Origin of the sequence: Geodermatophilus sabuli (genome assembly GCF_900215145.1) — a bacterium.
GTDB classification, from domain to species: Bacteria; Actinomycetota; Actinomycetes; order Mycobacteriales; family Geodermatophilaceae; genus Geodermatophilus; species Geodermatophilus sabuli.
On record NZ_OBDO01000001.1, the window covers coordinates 820,173 to 838,659 of the forward strand.

Consider the following 18,487-nt stretch of genomic DNA (forward strand, 5'->3'; position numbering starts at 1 on the left):
CCGTGCGCACGCTGCTCCTCACCGGCCCCGGTGGAGCCGGTGCCTCGACCCTCGCGGCGGCCGCCGCGGTCCGGGCCGCGCGCTCCGGCCGCCGCACCCTGCTGCTGACCGCCGCGCCGCCCCCGGGGTGGTCCACGGTCCCCGGCCTGACCGTCGACCCGGTGGCACCCCTCGGCGCCCTCGAGTCGCTCTGGGATGCCTCGCTCACTGCGCTGTCGGCGGCCGTCCCCGGGGTCGCGCTGCCGCCACCGAGCTCCGTCGTCCCGCTGCCCGGCGCCCGGGACCTCGCGCTGCTCGCCCGCCTGGCGCGTGCGGTGGACGACGCCGAGGTCGACCGGGTCGTGGTCGACGCCGGTCCGCTGCCCTCCGGTGCGGCGCTCGTCGGCCTGCCCGGCGTGCTGCGCTGGTGGCTGCACCAGGCGCTGCCGACGCGGCTGCGCATGCTGGGCGCCGTCCGCACCGCCGCGGTCCGGGCCGGTGCCGTCCAGCGCGGGCCGGTCGACGCGGCGCTGGACGCCGTGCCCGCGCTCGAGCAGCTCCTCGGCCGGGTGGACCTCACCGACCCGGCCACCACCGAGGTCCGGCTGGTCGCCCCGCCCCGCCCCGACGCCGTGCCGGTGCTGCGCGCGGCGGTGACCGCCCTGGCGCTGCACGGGCAGCGGCCGACCGCCGTCCACACGCGGGTGCTCCCCGCCGACGGGGCGGGGGAGTGGTGGCGCCGGCGCGGCGCCGAGCAGGAGGCCGTCCTCGCCGCGCTCGCCGAGCTGGCCCCCGTGCGGCGCGTCGAGGAGTCCCCGGAGGCACCGGAGGACGTCGTCGCGCTCGCCGCGCTCCTCCCCGACGGGGACGACGACGCCGTCCCCGCGGCTCCCTTCCTCCCCGTGTCCGAGCGCGTCGACGGCGGCCGACGGCTGGTGCTCGCCCTGCCCTTCGCCGAGCGCGAGGGCCTGGAACTGACCCGCTGGCAGGATGACCTCGTGGTCACCGTCGCCGGGGCCCGCCGGTCGATCCGGCTCGACGCGCTCCTGCGCCGGTGCCTGGTGACCGCCGGGCAGCTCGCCGACGCCGGCACCGCGCGGGCCCGGCTCGAGGTCACCTTCACACCCGATCCACAGCAGTGGCCGGCCGACCTGCTGGCCGCCGAGGGGAGCAGCACATGACCGACGAACCCGACTGGGTCGAGCAGGCCCGCCGGCTGGTCGCCGGCCTGGGCCAGACCCTCGGCGAGGCCGCGCGGAGCGGCGCCCGCACCACCGGGGCGGAGCCCGGCCACCCGGCCGACTGCCGCTGGTGCCCGGTCTGCCAGGTCGCCGCGGTCGTGCGGGGTGAGCGGCCCGAGGTGACCGCCGCCCTCGCCGACGTGCTCGGTGCCGCGGCCACGGCGCTGCGCTCCTTCGCCGAGCAGTCCCCGGCCACCGCTCCGGCCCACGGCACCGCTCCGGCCGACGGCACCGCTCCGGCCCACGGCACCGCTCCGGCCGACGGCACGGCTCCGGCCCACGGCACCGCTCCGGCCGACGGCACCGCTCCCGCCGACGGCGGGGCTGCGGCCGACGGCACCGCTCCCGCCGACGGCGGGGCTGCGGCCGACGGTGCGGCCGTGCCGGAGCCGGCGGTGCCCGTGCAGCGCATCGAGATCGCCTGAGTGGCCGCCATCCCGCGCTCCCCGCAGCCGGACGCCGCCGACCTCCCGGCGCTCGGCATCGACATCGGCGGGACCAAGGTCGCCGGCGGCGTCGTCGCCCCGGACGGGACCCTGCTCGCCACCGCCCGCCGGGCCACCCCCGGATTCTCGGTCAGCGAGACGGAGGACGCGATCGCCGCCGTCGTCGACGACCTCGCGCGCGTGCACGGCGGTCCGCTGGTGGGCGTGGGCGTCGGCGCGGCCGGCTGGTTCGACCGCACCGGCGACACCGTCCTGTTCAGCCCGCACCTGGCCTGGCGGAACTCGACCCTGCGCAAGGACCTCGCGACGCGGCTGCAACGGCCGATGTGGGTGGGCAACGACGCCGACGCCGCCGCCTGGGCCGAGTACCGCTACGGCGCGGCCACCGGCGCCGACCTCGCGTTGATGATCACGCTCGGCACCGGCATCGGCGGCGGCATCGTCATGGACGGCCGGCTGCAGCGCGGGTCGCACGGCGTGGCGGGGGAGTGGGGGCACATGCGCGTCGTCCCCGACGGGCGGCTGTGCGCGTGCGGCAACCGCGGCTGCTGGGAGCAGTACGCCAGCGGCACCGCGCTCGGGCAGACCGCCCGCGAGGTGGCCCGCAGCTCCCCGGCGGCCGCGGCGCTGCTGCTGGAGCGGGTCGGCGGGGAGGCCGACCGGCTCACCGGGGAGGACGTCGCGCGGGCCGCGGCCGAGGGCGATCCGCTGGCCCTGGAGCTGCTGGCCGAGGTCGGCTCCTGGCTCGGGCAGGGGATCGCCGACCTCGCCGCAGTCCTGGACCCCGAGGTGGTCGTCATCGGCGGGGGCGTCAGCGTGCTCGGCGAGATGGTGCTGCGCCCGGCGCGGGAACGGCTGCAACGGGCGCTGCCCGGCCGTGGCTTCCGGCCCGGCCCCCGCGTGGTGGCCGCCCGGCTCGGCCCGCAGGCGGGCCTGGTCGGCGCCGCGGACCTGGTGCGCCGCGCCGCCTCGGAGGGCGCGGGGTGAACGCAGTGGATCCATGCGGGTCACGCCGACGGATCCACTCCCTCACGTCAGTTCGCGGGCGAGCTGCTCGAGGAACAGGCCGATGTCGGTGACGATGCCCATCGCCTGGGCGCTGCCGCGGTCGGCCAGCTTCGTGACCGTCGCCGGGTTGATGTCCACGCAGACCAGCGGCACCGACGCCGGCAGGATGTTCCCGGTCGCGATCGCGTGCAGCATCGTCGCCACCATGATCGCGAACCCGACGTCCGGCAGCTCGGCGCGCATCGCCCGCTGACCCTCGATGACGTCGGTGTACACGTCGGGCAGGGGCCCGTCGTCGCGCACCGAGCCCACCAGCACGAACGGCTTGCCGGCGCGGACCATCGCGTGCATGACCCCGCCGGTCAGGACGCCGGACCCGACGGCCGCCGCGATGGAACCCGCCCGCCGGATCGTGTTGATCGCCCGGATGTGGTGCTCGTGGCCGTGCGGCACTCCCGACCCCTTGGCGAGGTCGACGCCCAGCGACGTGCCGTACAGCGCCGACTCGATGTCGTGGGTGGCCAGCGCGTTCCCGGCGAAGAGGACGTCGACGTAGCCGGCGTCGACCAGCCGGACCATCGCCGGGGCCGCCCCGGTGTGGACGACGGCCGGCCCGCCGACCCACAGCACCTTCTTCCCGGCGGCCTTGACCTCCCGCATCCGCTCGGCGATCTGCCGCACCAGCAGTCCCTGCGGCTTCTCGCTGGAAGCCACCGACGACATGAACCCGAAGGCCTCCTCCTCGCCGCGGGGGACCGACGGCGGCATCTCCACCCGCACGCCGTGCGCACCGCACACCACCGCCTGGCCGGCCCGCACGTCGCTCACCGGCACCGTGTGGACGACGACGCGCCCGCCCTGCTCGGTGACCACCAGGCCGCAGTCCATCTCGGCGCGGTCGACCGGCAGCCACTCCCGGTCCAGGCGCACGAACGTGTCGAGGTTGGTCGTGGAGTAGAAGTCGTCGGGGAAGACGCCGTCGGCCGGTGCCGGGCGGGTGGTCGCCGTCCCCGGGTCGACGGCGTTGGCCCCGTGGGTCTGCAGGCGCATGACGATCCGGTCGAGCAGTTCGGCGTCCCCGGCGCTGACCCGCACCGTCGCGCGCGACTCGTCCTCGTGCTGCCGACCGAGGGCGAGGTCCTCGATGCGGTAGTCGCCGCCGTACTCGAGGACGTCGTCGAGCACGCGGGCGAGGACGCCGGTGTCCATGAGGTGGCCGACCAGCGTGACGGTGGTCGAGTGCAGCGCGGCGTCCACACGCCGGAGGCTATGGGATCCGTGACGCCCGGTGGCCCCTGCTGGGTCCCGCAGCGAGCGTCCGATGGATGGGGCGTCCTCGCTCAGACCACGGCGCCGTCGTCGCCGTCCTCGGTCGACCGCTCGCGCATCCGCGACACGAGCATCGCGACCCCGCCGACCACCGCGGCGACGCCGAGCACCAGGCCGACGTCCGGGGACAGCCGCAGCACCCGCGGCGCCACCACCAGCACCGCCCCGACGGCGATCAGCAGCACCGCGTACAGCGAGGCGGGCGCGGGGGCCGGCACCGGCGGGGGCGGCGGCGGCTCGTAGTGCTCCTCCGGCCGGTCCAGCACCTCCGGCTCGGCCGGCAGCGGAGGAGGGGCGTCGGAGGGCTCGTCCGCCACGGCGGTGCGGCCGTTCTCGGCCTCGAACGCGGCCACGATCCGGGCCCACTCGGCGTCCTCGTCGACGTCCGGACGCGGCGCGCGCGGAGCCCGCGTCCGCTCGGGGACGTGCTCGTCGACGTGCTGCTCGACCAGCGCCCGGCCCTCGCCGCTGCGCGCGCGGTCGACGAACAGGCGGTCGGTCGGCGGGCTCGGCAGGGACACCGTCCGCGTGTAGGGCTCGACGTCGGCCGAGGGCTCCAGGTAGGCGGCGATGCCGGCGTCGCGCAGCACGTCGAGCAGGTGCTCACCGACGCGGGGGTCGACGTCGCGCAGCGGGGACCACAGGGCGGCGTCCAGCCCGTTGTCCCGGCGGCCGCGGCCGCGTCGGGGGCCGCTCACGAGTGCTCCTCGCCGGCACTGGTCGCCCGCGTTCGCGCAGCTGCCGCCTCCATGCACGGACGCGCGAGCTCGCCCGTCGTCTTCCTCTCGACGGCCGGCACGCGGGCGCGGATCCAGTCCACCGAGTCGGCGAAGATGCGTGGGGCGTCGTTGTCGAGCGTGGCGACGTGGTAGCTGTCCTCGAGCAGCACCTCAGCGGTGTCGGCGCTCGAGACGTCGGCCAGCAGCACCCGCACCGAGGCGGGCTCGACGACGTGGTCGGTGACGCTGCGGAACACCAGCAGGGGAGCGGTCACGCGGGCGAGGTCCGCCCGGGTGGCCGTCCACAGCCGGCGCAGACCGAGCACCGCACGGGTCGGCAGCCTGGGGTAGGCCAGCTCGGTGACCCCCGCCTTCTTGACGTCGTTGCCGATCGGTGTCCAGCTGGGGGTGAGCCGGGCGAGCAGCGGCAGCAGCTTGGCGTCCAGTCGCTGGGTGAGCAGCGAGGGGTTGACCAGCACCAGGCCGGCGACGTCGTCCGGCCGCAGCTCGGCCAGCCGGATCGCCAGGGTGCCGCCCATCGACAGGCCCGCGACGACGACGCGGTCGCACTCGGCGGCCAGCTCGTCGAAGGCGCTGGAGACGGCGTCCACCCAGTCCCGCTCAGTGGTCAGGTTGCAGTCCTGCCAGCGGGTGCCGTGGCCCGGCAGCAGCGGCGCCCGGACGGCGAAACCCGCCGCGGCCAGGTGCTCACCCCACGGCCGCATGCTGAACGGCGAGCCGGTGAACCCGTGCAGCAGCAGGACGCCGGTGCCGCCACCGTCGGTGCCGCCGGGGAACGCGAACGGCTCGGCGCCGGGCAGCAGACCTGGTGGAGGTGCCTCGTCAGTGGGCACGGTGGTCCTCCTCGGCGTCGGCGGTGGTGCCGACCGGCAAGCGCGGGCTGGGACCGGCGGTGCGGACCTCACGTTGTCCATCGACCGCCGGGCTCCTTAGTCTGGCAGCCCCCGAGGGAGGCGTGTTGTTCTACTGGTTCCTCAAGTTCGTGGCGGTCGGCCCCGTCGTCAAGGTCCTGTTCCGGCCCCGGGCCGAGGGCGTGGACAGCGTCCCCCGCACGGGTGCGGCGATCCTCGCCAGCAACCACCTGTCCGCGGCGGACTGGGTGTTCATGCCGCTCTCGCTGCGCCGCCGCGTGACGTTCCTCGCCAAGGCGGAGTACTTCACCGGCGCGGGCGTCAAGGGCTTCCTGCAGCGGGCGTTCTTCTCCGGCGCCGGGCAGGTGCCGATCGACCGCAGCAGCGCGTCCGCCGCCGAGAACGCGATCCGGACCGGCCTGCGGATCCTCCGCGACGGCAAGCTGCTGGGCATCTACCCCGAGGGCACCCGCTCGCCGGACGGCCGGCTGTTCCGGGGCAAGACCGGGGTGGCGCGGATGGCGCTGGAGACCGGCGTCCCCGTCGTCCCCGTCGCGATGGTCTACCGGCCGCGCCGGCTGCCGCTGGTGGGGGACAAGCTGCCCAAGGTGTGCGTCCGTTTCGGGGAGCCGCTGGACTTCAGCCGCTACGAGGGGCTGGCCGGTGACCGCTTCGTGGAGCGGTCGATCACCGACGAGATCATGTACGAGATCATGACGCTGTCGGCGCAGGAGTACGTCGACGTCTACGGCGCGAAGGTCAAGAAGTCGATGGACGCCACGGGTGCGAGCGCGTCGGAGGTCATCCGCGGGATGCAGCCCCCGACCGACGAGGCCGCCGACCGCGCCCCGGACACCCTGGCCGGCTGACGGCCCCTCGCCCTGGACGGGGCCGGGGGTCCGTCCTCAGGGGCGCCACTCCGGGCGGTAGTGCGGGTGGTCGGCGTAGGTCTGCCCGATCAGCCGCAGCGCGTTGTCCATGGTGTCGCCGCGCCTGCCCTGCCGCTCCAGGTCGCGGAAGTACTCCACCAGCTGCCGCTTGGCCGCGGCGTCCCGCAGCACGTGGGCGACCAGGGCCCGGTTGCCCGGCGCGGGGCTGAGCTGGACGAAGCGGGCGGCCTCCTCGTCCTCGTCGAAGCGGGCCAGCAGGAACTCGACGAGGTCACCGTCCCGCAGGGGCAGGTCCGCGTGGCGTCCGGTCGCCGGCATCGTCAGCGCGCCCAGCCGCCGGCGCGGGTGAGGCCGGCCCGCCAGCGGTCGTGCCGGCCGTCGTCCCGGCGTCCCGGCACCGGCTCGAACCGGCGGTCCAGCGACCAGGTCGCGGCCAGCTCGTCGGTGGTCGACCACACCCCCGTGCCCAGCCCGGCGAGGAACGCCGCGCCCAGCGCCGTCGTCTCGGTGACCACCGGCCGGCGCACCGGTACGCCGAGCTGGTCGGCCTGCAGCTGCAGCAGGAGGTCGTTGGCGCTGGCGCCGCCGTCGGCGGACAGCTCCGGCACCTCCAGCCCCGCCTCGTCGACCATGACGTCGACGACGTCGCGCACCTCGAAGGCGATCGCCTCGAGCGTGGCCCGGGCCAGGTGCGCGCGGGTGGTGCCCCGCGTCAGGCCGACGATCGCGCCCCGGGCGTGCGGGTCCCAGTGCGGGGCGCCCATGCCGGTCAGCGCGGGGACGAAGACGACGTCGCCGGAGTCGGGCACCGTGCGCGCCAGCCCCTCGATCTCGGCGGCGGAGTCGATCAGGCCCAGCCCGTCGCGCAGCCACTGCACCGCCGCGCCGGTCACGAAGATGGACCCCTCCAGCGCGTAGACCAGCCCGTCGCCGAGGTCCCAGGCCACGGTGGTGAGCAGCCCGGCACCCGAGCGGACCGGCGTGGCCCCGGTGTTGGTCAGCACGAACGAGCCGGTGCCGTAGGTGCACTTGCTCGTGCCGGGGGAGTAGCAGGCCTGGCCGAACAGCGCGGCCTGCTGGTCGCCGGCGATGCCCGCGACCGGCAACCGCAGCCCGAGGAAGGCGTCGGGGTTGGTCGTGCCGACGACGCCGGAACTGGGCACCACCTCCGGCAGGGCCGACCGCGGGACGTCGAACAGCGCGCACAGCTCCTCGGACCACCCACCCGCCTCGAGGTCGTAGAGCAGCGTGCGGCAGGCGTTGCTCGGATCGGTGACGTACACCGCCCCGCCGGTCAGCCGGGAGACGACGAACGAGTCGACCGTGCCCAGGGCCAGCCTGCCGTCGCGGACCCCCGCCCACAGGCTGGGCTCCTCGGCGGCCAGCCAGCAGAACGTGGTGCCGGTGAAGTAGGGGTCCAGTCGCAGCCCGGTCAGCTCGGCGACCCGGTCCTCGTGTCCCGCCTCGCGCAGCCGGTCGCAGATGCCGGTCGTGCGCCGGTCCTGCCAGACGATCGCCGGCCGGGGCGCCCGGCCGGTGCGCCGGTCCCACACGACCGCGGTCTCCCGCTGGTCGGTGATCCCCACGCAGGTGGGCTGCGCGTCGGTGCCGGCCAGCGCCTGGCGGCACGCGGCGAGGGTCGCCGTCCAGATGTCCTCGGGCTCGTGCTCGACCCAGCCCGGCCGGGGGAACAGCTGCGCGAACTCGCGGTAGCCGCGGGCGAGGACGGCACCGTCCTCGCCCACGACCAGCGCGGTCACCCCGGTCGTCCCCGCGTCGATCGCCAGCACCGGCATGGGCCCGAACCTAGCCGGTGGTCCCCGCGTCGAGCAGCGCGGCGACGGACACCGACCAGAGCGCTCCGCCTACGGTGGGTGCGTGCGGCGGTTCTTCTACGACACCGAGTTCATCGAGGACGGCACGACGATCGACCTGGTGTCGATCGGGGTCGTCGACGACACCGGGCGGGAGTTCTACGCCGTGAGCACCGAGTTCGACGAGCGCCGGGCCATCCCCTGGGTGCGGCGCAACGTCCTCGACCAGCTGCCCCCGCCGGCCGACCGGGCGTGGCGCAGCCGGCAGCGCATCCGGGACGACCTGCTGGCCTTCCTCACCGGGCCCGGTGAGGAGATCGAGCTCTGGGCCTGGTTCGCCGCCTACGACCACGTGGCGCTGTGCCAGCTGTGGGGTGCGATGCCGGCGTTGCCCCGGCCGATCCCGCGGTTCACCCGTGAGCTGCGCCAGCGCTGGGACGACCTGGGGCAGCCGCCGTTGCCGCCCAAGCCGCCCGGCACCCACGACGCGCTGGTCGACGCCCGCTACAACCTCGCCCGCTGGCAGGCGATGGAGGGCGCACGGCCCCGCTGACGGCCCCCGGCGGTCAGGCGCCCGTGACCGGCGTCGGGGTGAAGGTGACCGGCAGCTCCTTCAGGCCGCGCAGGACGCCACCGGCCGACCACTGCAGCGCGTCCTCGTCCACGGCGAGGGCCAGGTCCGGCAGCCGGGCCAGCAGCTGGGTGAACGCGATCTGCCCCTCGAGCCGGGCCAGCGGCGCGCCGAGGCAGTAGTGGACGCCGTGCCCGAAGGCGAGGTGCCCGGGGCCGGCCGCTCCGACGTCGAGCGAGTCGGGGTCCGGGAAGCGGTCGGGGTCCCGGTCGGCCGCGGCGACGGCGAGCAGCACCACGTCGCCGCGCGGGATGGTCACCCCGCCGATCTCGAGGTCCTCGACGGCGTAGCGGGTCAGCCCGGGGTTGACCGGGCCGTCGAAGCGGAGCAGCTCCTCGACCGCCTGCGGGACCAGGGAGGGGTCGGCGCGCAGCCGGTCGAGCTGGTCGGGCGAGCGCAGCAGCGCCAGCGTCCCGTTGCCGATCAGGTTGACGGTGGTGACGTACCCGGCGACGAGCAGCAGGAAGGTCATCGCGAGGAGCTCCTGCGCGTCCAACCGCTCACCCTCGTCGGTCGCCTCCACCAGGTCGGTCAGCAGGTCGTCCGCGGGCCTGGCGCGCTTGGCCTGGACCAGGTCGGCGAGGTAGCCGTGCATCCGCTCGCGCGCCGCCGTCACGCGCGCCAGGTCCTCCTGCGGGTCGAACGGCTGGTCCAGCACCTCGTCGGTCCAGGCGCGGAAGCGCTCCCGGTCGGCGGCCGGGACGCCGAGGAGCTCGCCGATGACGGTGATCGGCAGCGGGAGGGCGAACTCGCCGACGAGCTCGGCGGTGCCCCGCGGGGTGATCCGGTCCAGCAGCGCGTCGGTGATCTGCTGGACCCGCGGCCGCAGCGCCTCGACCCGGCGGGCGGTGAAGGCCTTCGACACCAGCCGCCGCAGCCGCGTGTGCTCCGGGGGGTCGGTGCCGATCATGCTGCGGCTCAGGAAGTCGCCGCGGAGCAGGCTGCGCAGGGCCACCGCGTGGTGCGGGTCGTTGCTCAGCCGTGGGTCCGACAGCGCCGCGAGCACGTCCTCGTAGCGCGCGACCACCCACACGGGCAGGCGCAGCCTCGGGTCGAGCCGACGGACCGGCCCGCTCTCGCGCAGCGCGGCGAGGACGGGCCAGGGGTCGGCCAGCTCGGCGGCCTCGGCCAGCGGGGTGGCGGGTACGGTCACGGCCGTCTCCCTCCGGTCGTGCGGCTCCCCGTGGACCCGACCAGCCTGGCACCGGACGCGCAGGAGGTCGACGCCCTGCCGCTCGGCTCAGGGCCGCAGGTGCGCCCAGTCCTCCGGGTGGGCGCGCAGGTGCTCGGCCACCGTCCGCGCGGGGTGGCCGGTGAGCGTGGGGACGACGTCGGTCACCGTCGCCAGCTCACCCGCGGCGATCGCCAGGTAGCTGGTCACCCATCCCTCCACCTCCCAGTCGGGGTGCCCGGAGGGACGGCGGGTGGCCCACGCCTCCTCGACGGTCTGCGGGCGGTACTCCCCGGGCAGGCCGGTGACCTCGGCGAGGACGGCGACCGCGTCGTCCACTGAGAGCGCCGCGGGCCCGGTGACGTCGAGCACGGCCCCGTCCAGGGCGGGGGAGTCGTCGAGCAGGACGGCGGCGCCGACGTCGGCGAGGTCGTCGCGGGAGACGAAGGACGCCCGGCCGTCTCCGGCCGGGGCGGCGATCACCGCCCGCCCCTCCTCGAGGGTGGCGAAGAACGGCACGAAGTCGGCGTACATCGCGTGCCGCAGGACCGTGGTGCGCACCCCGGTCGCGGTGAGCGCGTCCTCGGTGGTGGCGTGCTGGCGGGCCAGGGTGAAGACGGCGTCGGGCGCGGCGCCCAGGAAGGACGTGTAGACCACCCGCTGCACCCCGGCGTCGGCGGCGGCGCGGACGGCGGTGAGGTGCTGCTGCACGCGGTCCTCGGCCTCGGCCGCGGAGACGAGGTAGAGGGTGTGCACGCCGTCGAGGGCCGCCGTGAGCCCGGCCCCGTCGGCGTAGCCGCCGGGTGCGGCGACCACCTCGGCGTCCGGCAGCCGCGGCGCCCGGCCGGCGTCGCGCACCACCAGCCGCACCGTGACGTCGTCCCGTCCGGCGAGGCGGGCGGCCACCCGGCCACCGAGCGTGCCGGTGGCCCCGGTGACGGCGATCGTGCGCATCACGAGTGGCCCGGCCCCGGGTGCGGCATCATGACCCGGACCAACCCCCGAGCAGCCAGGACCCTTCCCGCGGAGGACGGACATGCGCATCGGCATCCTGACCGGCGGCGGTGACTGCCCGGGCCTCAACGCGGTCATCCGGGCCGTGGTCCGCAAGAGCGTCACCCAGCACGGCGACGAGGTCGTCGGCTTCCGCGACGGCTGGCGGGGCGTGCTGGAGGCCGACACGGTGCCGATGGACCTCGCCGCCGTCCGCGGGATCCTCCCTCGCGGCGGCACCGTGCTCGGCACCTCGCGGACCAACCCCTACGCGCTGGAGGGTGGCGCCGACCGGGTGATCGCCAACCTCGAGCGGCTGGGCATCGACGCGCTGATCCCGATCGGCGGGGAGGACACCCTCGGGGTGGCCACCAAGCTCGCCGAGGCCGGCCTGACGGTCGTCGGCGTCCCGAAGACGATCGACAACGACCTGGACGCCACGGACTACACGTTCGGCTTCGACACCGCCCTGGGCGTGGCCACCGAGGCCATCGACCGGCTGCACACCACCGGCGACAGCCACCACCGCACGCTCGTGGTGGAGGTCATGGGCCGGCACGCCGGGTGGATCGCGCTGCACGCGGGGATGGCCGGCGGAGCGACCGTCGTGCTCATCCCGGAGCAGCCCTTCGACGTCGACGCCGTCGTCGCGCACTGCCAGCACCGCTTCGACTCCGGTTACTCGCCCATCGTCGTGGTCTCCGAGGGGGCGGTGGCCAAGGACGGCGGCATGGTGCTCGCCGCGGGGGAGAAGGACGCGTTCGGCCACGTGCGGCTCGGCGGCATCGGCACCGCGCTGGCCTCCCTCATCGAGCAGCGCACCGGCCGGGAGGCGCGGGCGGTCGTGCTCGGCCACATCCAGCGCGGCGGCACCCCCTCGCCGTTCGACCGGGTGCTGGCCACCCGGTTCGGGCTGGCCGCCGTCGACGCCGTCCACGACGGCGAGTCCGGGGTGATGGTGGCGCTGCGCGGCACCGACATCGTCCGCGTGCCGCTGACCGCGGCGACCGCCCGGTTGAAGCTGGTGCCGGTGGAGCGGTACGCGGAGGTCGAGGTCTTCTTCGGCTGACGGAGGGCACCGCCGTACCCTCTGTAGGCGTGAGTCTCCCCGATCCCGCCGATGTGGTCCCCGGCCTCGACCGGTGGCGTGAGCTGCCGGCTGCCCAGCAGCCGGAGTGGCCGGACCGTGCAGCGCTGGACGCCGTCCTGTCCACCCTGTCGTCGGTGCCGCCGATCGTCGCCCCCAGCGAGGTCGACGAGCTGCGCACCCGCCTGGCCGAGGTCGCGCAGGGCCGGGCGTTCCTGCTGCAGGGCGGCGACTGCGCGGAGACCTTCGACCTGAACACCGACGCGCACCTGCAGAGCACCACGCGCACGCTGCTGCAGATGGCCGTCGTGCTCACGTACGGCGCCAGCGTGCCGGTGGTCAAGGTGGGGCGGGTCGCCGGTCAGTACGCCAAGCCGCGGTCGTCGAACATCGACGCGCTGGGCCTGCCCTCCTACCGGGGCGACATGGTCAACGCGCTGGAGCCGGTGCTCGAGCAGCGCATCCCCGACCCGTACCGGCTGGTGCGCGCCTACGCCAACTCCGCCGCGGCGATGAACATGATCCGCGCCTACGCGCGCGGCGGCATGGCCGACCTGCACGCCGTCCACGACTGGAACAAGGACTTCGTGGCCAACTCCCCGGCCGGGGTGCGCTACGAGGTCATCGCCCGCGAGATCGACCGGGCGCTGGGGTTCATGAAGGCGTGCGGGGTCGACGACGCCGCACTGCGCGGCGTGGAGCTCTACAACAGCCACGAGGCGCTGATCCTCGACTACGAGCGGGCGCTGCTGCGCGTGCACGACGGCCGGCCCTACGCCTCCTCGGCGCACTTCGTCTGGATCGGTGAGCGCACCCGCCAGCTCGACGGCGCGCACGTGGAGTTCATGTCGCGGATCGCCAACCCGATCGGCGTCAAGATCGGCCCGACGACGACGCCCGAGCAGGCCACCGAGCTGGTCGAGCGGCTGGACCCCGAGGGCATCCCCGGGCGGCTGACCCTCATCAGCCGGATGGGCAACGGCAAGATCCGCGACGTCCTCCCGGCGATCGTCGAGAAGGTCACCGCCAGCGGGCACCAGGTCGTGTGGCAGTGCGACCCGATGCACGGCAACACCCACGAGTCCTCCACCGGGTACAAGACCCGGCACTTCGACCGCATCGTCGACGAGGTGCTCGGCTTCTTCGACGTCCACCGGGCGCTGGGCACCTGGCCCGGCGGCATCCACGTCGAGCTCACCGGTGAGGACGTCACCGAGTGCCTCGGCGGGGCCATGGAGATCAGCGACGAGGACCTCAACAGCCGGTACGAGACGGCCTGCGACCCGCGGCTGAACACCGGGCAGTCGCTGGAGCTGGCGTTCCTGGTCGCCGAGATGCTGCGTGGCTGACCTGATCGACCTGCGCTCCGACACCGTCACGCGGCCGACTCCGGCGATGCGCCGGGCGATGGCCGAGGCGGAGGTCGGCGACGACGTCTACGGCGAGGACCCGTCGATCCGCGCGCTCGAGGAACGGGTCGCCGGCCTCCTGGGCCACGAGGCGGCGCTGTTCGTGCCCTCCGGGACCATGGGCAACCAGATCGGCATGCGCCTGGTCTGCGAGCCCGGCCAGGAGGTGCTCTGCGACGCCGACGCGCACGTGGTCACCTACGAGATGGGTGCCGCGGCGGCGGTGTTCGGCATCTCGACGCGCACGGTGGTGTCGGCCGGGGGCCGGCTGGACGCCGACCAGCTCATCGCCCAGGTGCGGCCGAGGACCGACTGGCACCTGACCGCCACGGCCGCGGTCGCCGTCGAGAACACCCACAACCGCGGCGGCGGGCTGGTGCAGCCGCTGGAGCAGTTGCGGCGGCTGTGGGACTGGTCGCGGGAGGCCGGGGTCGCCGTCCACCTCGACGGGGCCCGGCTGGTCAACGCCTCGGTCGCCACCGGGATCGACCTCGCCACCTACGGGCGGCTGGCCGACACCGCCTCGGTGTGCCTGTCCAAGGGCCTGGGTGCGCCGGTGGGCTCGGTGCTGGTCGCCTCGGCCGAGCGGATCGCGGCCGGCCGGCTGTGGCGCAAGCGCCTCGGCGGGGGCATGCGGCAGGCCGGCGTCCTCGCCGCGGCCGGGGTGTACGCCCTGGACCACCACCTGGCCCGGCTGGCCGAGGACCACGAGCACGCGCGGCTGCTGGCCAAGCGGCTCGGCGTCGACCCGGCCACCGTCGAGACCAACATCGTCGTGCTGGACGACGTCGCGGCGCCGGTCGTCGCCGAGGCCGCCAAGGCCCAGGGGGTGCTGGTCTCCCAGGTCGGTCCACGCCGGATCCGGCTGGTCACCCACCTCGACGTCGACCGGGCGGGCATCGAGCGGGCGGCCGACGTCCTGAGCGGGGTCCTCGGCCGGTGACGCGAGCGGGCCCGCACCCCGGCGGGGTGCGGGCCTCGTGTCGGGTGGGGCCTACTCGGCGTGGTCGCCGGGCGTCGGGTGCTCGATCTGGCCGGCCAGGTACAGCTGCTCGCCCAGGGTGTCGAGCAGGTGCAGCTGGGTCTCGAGGTAGTCGATGTGGTGTTCCTCGTCGGCGAGGATCTCCTCGAACAGGTTCTTGCTGACGCGGTCGCCGACCGACTCGCAGTACGGGATCGCCTCACGCAGCCGCGCCAGGACCTCGACCTCGACGGCCATGTCGGACTCGAACTGCTCGCGGACGGTCTGCCCGATCCGCAGCGGCAGCAGCTTCTGGTAGTTCGGCAGGCCCTCGAGGAAGAGGATGCGGTCGGTCAGCCGCTCCGCGTGGGTCATCTCCTCGATCGACTCGTCGCGGGTGTGCTTGGCGAGCTTGTTGTAGCCCCAGTTGGCCTGCATCTTGGCGTGCAGGAAGTACTGGTTGATGGCCGTGAGCTCGCTGGTCAGCTGCTCGTTCAGGTACTCGATGACCCGTGCGTCACCCTGCATGGCGCTCCTCCTCGGCTCGACTGCGGCCGAGGTTAGTGGCCCGCTGGGACCCCGGCCGAACTCAGGTCGACCTCAGCATGGGCAGCCTGCCCTCAGGCGACGGTCTCGCGGAGCTCCAGGCCGTGCAGCGGATCGGCGGCGCGCAGCCGATCGCAGATGCGGTCCAGGCAGTTGCCGCAACCGGTGCCCGCGCCGCAGGCGTCGCCGACCTCCTCCTCGGTGCGCGCGCCGTCGTCGATCACGTCGACCAGCTGGGACTCGCTGACGGCGAAGCAGATGCAGACGTACACGCGCGGCACTCCCGGGGCAGGGGAAGGAAAGGCACGCCTAACTTAGCCCAGCCTCTCCAGTGTGCCAAGGGTCACTGTGCCCAGACCCGGGTGCCTGGAGTGTGCGGCCTGACCGAGTCATTGGTCCCGGGACGGCTCAGCTCGCCAGGCGGACGGCGCCCGGCTGCGGTGTGGTCCGGAGGGCCGCGAGGTCGTTGAGCAGGGCGATATCGGCGGCGTGACCGGCCCAGGCGACACCGTCCCGCTCCGACGGGGTCTCCACGACGACGGGGACGCCGGCCATCGACGGGTGCGCCAGCAGCTCGGCGAACGGACCGGTGCCGTACGCGCCACTGCCGATGGTGCCGGCGCCGATGGTGGTGTGCCGGTCGCGGCGGGAGCCGCACTCGTCCAGGGAGTCGTTGGCGTGCACCAGCCCCAGCCGGCCCGGGCCCACGGTGGCCTCCAGGGCGTCGAGCGTGGCGGTCATCCCGCCGGGGGTGGCGAGGTCGTGGCCGGCCGCCCAGGCGTGGCAGGTGTCGAAGCAGACGCCGACCAGCGGGTGGTGCTCCAGCGCCGCCAGGTACGGGCCGAGGTCCTCGACGGTGGCGGCGAGCGACTTGCCCCCGCCGGCGGTCGGCTCGACCAGCAGGTGCGGCCCGTCGTCGGGGGCGGCCTCCAGGACCGGCAGCAGCCGCTCGTGCAGCTGGCGCAGGGCGTCCTCGTAGCGGTCCTCGCCGACGGCGGAGCCCGCGTGGACGACGACGCCATGGCAGCCGAGCTCGGCACCGCGGGCCAGGTTGTGCGCGATCGAGGCGATCGACTGCTCGACGGTGGCCTCGGTCGGGGAGCCGACGTTCACCAGGAACGGCGTGTGGATGAACGAGGGCACCCCGCGCTCGGCGCAGCCCTCGGCGAACAGGGCGTCCTGCGCCGGGTTACCCGCGGTGAGCTTCCACCCGCGGGGGTTGCCGACGAAGACCTGCACGGCGCGCGCGGCGACGGCGTCGGTGTAGGCCAGGCCGCCCTTGGCGAGGCCGCCCTTGATCTGGATGTGCGCGCCGATCGGCGGCACACCGGGGGGTGTGTGCAGTGTCCTCAGTCCTATCCGAAGGTGACCAGGATCGTCACCGACGTGCCGATGTCGACGACCTCACCGGCGCTGGGGGTCTGCCGCAGCACGCGGTTGCCGAAGAACTGGCTGACCTTCGCCTGCAGGCCGGCGGCCTCGAGGGCGGCGACCGCCTCGTCCTCGCTCTTGCCGACCACGTCGGGGACCGTCACCTGGGGCAGGCCGGCCGACACCTGGATGGTCACGGTGCTCTGGTGCGGCGCCTGCTGACCGGCGGCCGGCGAGACCGCCATGACCTCGCCGGCGTCGACGTCCGCGCTGCGTCCCTCGGACCGCTCGACGGTGAAGCCGAGGGCCTGCAGGTTGGCCGTCGCCTCCTCCGGGGGCAGACCGACGACGGCCGGGACGGTCACCGGCTCGTGCCCGCGGCTGACGAAGACCGTCAGCGGCTGGTCGCGCATCAGGTCCGTGCCCGCCTCCGGCTCGAAGCCGGTGACGGAACCGACCGGGATCTTGTTGTCGTAGTCCTGCACGACCGAGATGGCGACGGGGATGCTGGCCTCGATCGCCGCCTGGACCTCCTCGAGTGGGCGGCCGATCAGCGCCGGGTCCACCTCGAACCGCTCGGGGCCCTTGGAGACGGTCAGCCGGACGTCGGTGCCGCGGATCGCCTCGCCGCCCTCGGGGTCGGCCGCGATGACCACACCGGCGGCGACCTCCTCGCTGAACTGCTCCTCGCAGCAGTCGGGGTCCAGCCCCGCCTCCTGCAGCAGGTCGATGGCGGCGGCCTGCTCCTTGCCGACGAGGGAGGGGACCGTCGTCCAGCGGCCGGACCCCATCCACCAGCCGACGGCGCCGATGGTGACGGCCAGCAGCAGCACGATCGCGACGGCGAGGCGGGCGCGCCGACGCCGGATGTGCTGGGGCACGCCGGGGCGGCGCTGCTCCAGGGGTGGGCGGCGGCCGGCGACGTCGGTGGTCGGGCCGGGACCCATGCCGGGCAGCATCGACGTCCGCGCGCCCCGCCCCGGGCGGGTGCCGGTGGTACCGAGCACCTCCGTGCCGTCGGAGGGGCCGGGGTCGCTGGGGTGCCGCGGCCGGCTGGGCCGGTTCGTGGGGCGCAGCGTGCCCGGGCCGGCGGTGCTGCGGCCGGTCGGCACCGGCACCCGCTCGATGCCGAGGTCGTTGCGCACGTCCTCGAGGTCGGCGAGGAACGCTCCGGCGTCCAGAGGTCGGACGGCGGGGTCACGGCGGGTGGTGCGGGCGACGAGCTCGTCGACCTCCCACGGGAGGCCCGGCACCTCCTCCGACGGGACGGGCATGTCGTGGTGCACGTGCTGGTAGGCCACCGCCAGCGGGGTGTCGCCCCCGTAGGGCGGGTGGCCGGTGAGCATCTCGAACAGCACGACCCCGGCGGCGTACACGTCGCTGCGCGCGTCGGCCTTGCCCCGCTCGAGCTGCTCGGGGGAGAGGTAGGCGACGGTGCCGATCAACACCCCGCCGGTGTGGCTGGTCTGCCCGGTGCCGGTGAGCGCGCGGGCGAGGCCGAAGTCGGCGACCTTCACGACGCCGTCGGTCCCGATGAGGACGTTCTCCGGCTTGATGTCGCGGTGCACGATGCCCGCCCGGTGCGCGGCGGTCAGCCCGGAGAGGACCGGCTCCAGGACGGCGAACGCCTCGCCGACGGTGAGCCGGCCGCGGGCCTGCAGCAGGTCGCGCAGGGTGCGGCCGCGGACCAGCTCCATGACGAGGAACACCAAGCCCTGGTCGCTGCCCTGGTCGCTGACCGACACGACGTTGGGGTGGCTGAGCATCGCCGCGGCCCGCGCCTCGCGGGTGAACCGGTCGACGAACGTGGGGTCGTGCATGAGGTGCTCGGCCATGACCTTGACCGCGACGGTGCGGTGCAGCCGCAGGTCGGTGGCGGCGTAGACGGTGGACATGCCACCGCGCGCCAGCCGCTCCTCGAGGCGGTAGCGCCCCTCGAGAACGAGGCCGACCACGGGGTCGGTGACGGCGGTGTCCACCCGGTCGAGTGTAGGAGCGACGGACGAGTCCGCCGCCTGCA

The 18,487-nt window shown here is 74.9% G+C and carries 19 protein-coding genes; 8 read left to right on the forward strand and 11 right to left on the reverse strand.

The window, feature by feature from the left end:
- Positions 1-2 precede the first annotated feature (2 nt).
- From CRP39_RS03920 to CRP39_RS03930, 3 genes are read left to right on the forward strand one after another with little or no spacing between them, the layout of a single operon-like run.
- Positions 3-1,160 (forward strand): ArsA family ATPase, encoded by a 1,158-nt coding sequence (locus CRP39_RS03920; RefSeq protein ID WP_097204507.1) that lies wholly within the window; start codon positions 3-5, stop codon positions 1,158-1,160.
- Positions 1,157-1,645 carry a hypothetical protein gene (locus tag CRP39_RS03925; RefSeq protein WP_097204509.1) on the forward strand — a complete coding sequence of 163 codons (489 nt, stop codon included), beginning with the start codon at positions 1,157-1,159 and terminating at the stop codon, positions 1,643-1,645. The genes CRP39_RS03920 and CRP39_RS03925 overlap by 4 nt, the downstream gene beginning before the upstream one ends.
- Positions 1,646-2,653: an ROK family glucokinase gene (locus tag CRP39_RS03930; RefSeq protein WP_245853544.1), complete on the forward strand. Its 1,008-nt coding sequence runs from the start codon at positions 1,646-1,648 to the stop codon at positions 2,651-2,653. It abuts the gene before it with no gap.
- A gap of 42 nt (positions 2,654-2,695) precedes the next feature.
- Here CRP39_RS03930 and CRP39_RS03935 read toward each other — a convergent pair whose 3' ends face one another.
- From CRP39_RS03935 to CRP39_RS03945, 3 genes are all read right to left on the reverse strand, one after another.
- Positions 2,696-3,931, reverse strand: coding sequence for an ornithine cyclodeaminase, nickel-pincer nucleotide-dependent (locus CRP39_RS03935; protein WP_097204511.1), 1,236 nt, complete (start codon positions 3,929-3,931; stop codon positions 2,696-2,698).
- An 83-nt stretch (positions 3,932-4,014) separates the two neighbouring features.
- On the reverse strand, positions 4,015-4,701 hold the full coding sequence (locus CRP39_RS03940; RefSeq protein ID WP_097204513.1) for a hypothetical protein: 687 nt from the start codon (positions 4,699-4,701) through the stop codon (positions 4,015-4,017).
- A complete protein-coding gene (locus CRP39_RS03945; protein WP_245853546.1) occupies positions 4,698-5,576 on the reverse strand; it encodes an alpha/beta hydrolase in 879 nt (292 codons plus the stop codon). Before CRP39_RS03945 ends, CRP39_RS03940 begins: the two co-directional genes overlap by 4 nt.
- A 122-nt stretch (positions 5,577-5,698) precedes the next feature.
- Here CRP39_RS03945 and CRP39_RS03950 point away from each other — a divergent pair, with 122 nt between their 5' ends.
- On the forward strand, positions 5,699-6,463 hold the full coding sequence (locus CRP39_RS03950) for a lysophospholipid acyltransferase family protein (protein ID WP_245853548.1): 765 nt from the start codon (positions 5,699-5,701) through the stop codon (positions 6,461-6,463).
- 36 nt (positions 6,464-6,499) lie between these two features.
- Here CRP39_RS03950 and CRP39_RS03955 read toward each other — a convergent pair whose 3' ends face one another.
- Both CRP39_RS03955 and glpK read right to left on the reverse strand, forming a co-directional pair.
- Positions 6,500-6,802, reverse strand: coding sequence for a DUF6221 family protein (locus CRP39_RS03955; RefSeq protein ID WP_097204518.1), 303 nt, complete (start codon positions 6,800-6,802; stop codon positions 6,500-6,502).
- Between the two features lie 2 nt (positions 6,803-6,804).
- Entirely contained in the window at positions 6,805-8,280 is a 1,476-nt protein-coding gene (glpK, locus tag CRP39_RS03960; protein WP_097204520.1) for a glycerol kinase GlpK, read from the reverse strand.
- Positions 8,281-8,362: 82 nt separating this feature from the next.
- Here glpK and CRP39_RS03965 point away from each other — a divergent pair, with 82 nt between their 5' ends.
- Entirely contained in the window at positions 8,363-8,851 is a 489-nt protein-coding gene (locus CRP39_RS03965) for a polyadenylate-specific 3'-exoribonuclease AS (RefSeq protein WP_097204523.1), read from the forward strand.
- A gap of 13 nt (positions 8,852-8,864) precedes the next feature.
- Here CRP39_RS03965 and CRP39_RS03970 read toward each other — a convergent pair whose 3' ends face one another.
- Together CRP39_RS03970 and CRP39_RS03975 are read right to left on the reverse strand one after the other, a co-directional pair.
- Complete coding sequence (locus tag CRP39_RS03970) at positions 8,865-10,082, reverse strand: cytochrome P450 family protein (protein WP_097204525.1); 1,218 nt, start codon at positions 10,080-10,082, stop codon at positions 8,865-8,867.
- Positions 10,083-10,169: 87 nt separating this feature from the next.
- Positions 10,170-11,054: an SDR family oxidoreductase gene (locus tag CRP39_RS03975; RefSeq protein WP_097204527.1), complete on the reverse strand. Its 885-nt coding sequence runs from the start codon at positions 11,052-11,054 to the stop codon at positions 10,170-10,172.
- 82 nt (positions 11,055-11,136) lie between these two features.
- Between CRP39_RS03975 and CRP39_RS03980 the strand changes: the two genes are divergently transcribed.
- The 3 genes from CRP39_RS03980 to CRP39_RS03990 are packed head-to-tail and all read left to right on the forward strand — an operon-like array spanning position 11,137 to position 14,532.
- Positions 11,137-12,162, forward strand: coding sequence for a 6-phosphofructokinase (locus CRP39_RS03980; RefSeq protein ID WP_097204530.1), 1,026 nt, complete (start codon positions 11,137-11,139; stop codon positions 12,160-12,162).
- A 29-nt stretch (positions 12,163-12,191) separates the two neighbouring features.
- Entirely contained in the window at positions 12,192-13,529 is a 1,338-nt protein-coding gene (locus tag CRP39_RS03985) for a class II 3-deoxy-7-phosphoheptulonate synthase (RefSeq protein WP_097204532.1), read from the forward strand.
- Positions 13,522-14,532 carry a threonine aldolase family protein gene (locus CRP39_RS03990; protein ID WP_245853549.1) on the forward strand — a complete coding sequence of 337 codons (1,011 nt, stop codon included), beginning with the start codon at positions 13,522-13,524 and terminating at the stop codon, positions 14,530-14,532. Before CRP39_RS03985 ends, CRP39_RS03990 begins: the two co-directional genes overlap by 8 nt.
- Positions 14,533-14,583: 51 nt before the next feature.
- Here CRP39_RS03990 and bfr read toward each other — a convergent pair whose 3' ends face one another.
- The 4 genes from bfr to pknB form a co-directional block, all read right to left on the reverse strand.
- Entirely contained in the window at positions 14,584-15,078 is a 495-nt protein-coding gene (bfr, locus tag CRP39_RS03995; RefSeq protein WP_097204534.1) for a bacterioferritin, read from the reverse strand.
- Positions 15,079-15,170: 92 nt separating this feature from the next.
- A complete protein-coding gene (locus tag CRP39_RS04000) occupies positions 15,171-15,368 on the reverse strand; it encodes a (2Fe-2S)-binding protein (RefSeq protein WP_097204536.1) in 198 nt (65 codons plus the stop codon).
- 136 nt (positions 15,369-15,504) lie between these two features.
- Positions 15,505-16,422 carry a deoxyribonuclease IV gene (locus CRP39_RS04005; protein WP_097204538.1) on the reverse strand — a complete coding sequence of 306 codons (918 nt, stop codon included), beginning with the start codon at positions 16,420-16,422 and terminating at the stop codon, positions 15,505-15,507.
- Between the two features lie 29 nt (positions 16,423-16,451).
- Positions 16,452-18,446, reverse strand: coding sequence for a Stk1 family PASTA domain-containing Ser/Thr kinase (pknB, locus tag CRP39_RS04010; protein WP_097204540.1), 1,995 nt, complete (start codon positions 18,444-18,446; stop codon positions 16,452-16,454).
- Positions 18,447-18,487: the final 41 nt, after the last annotated feature.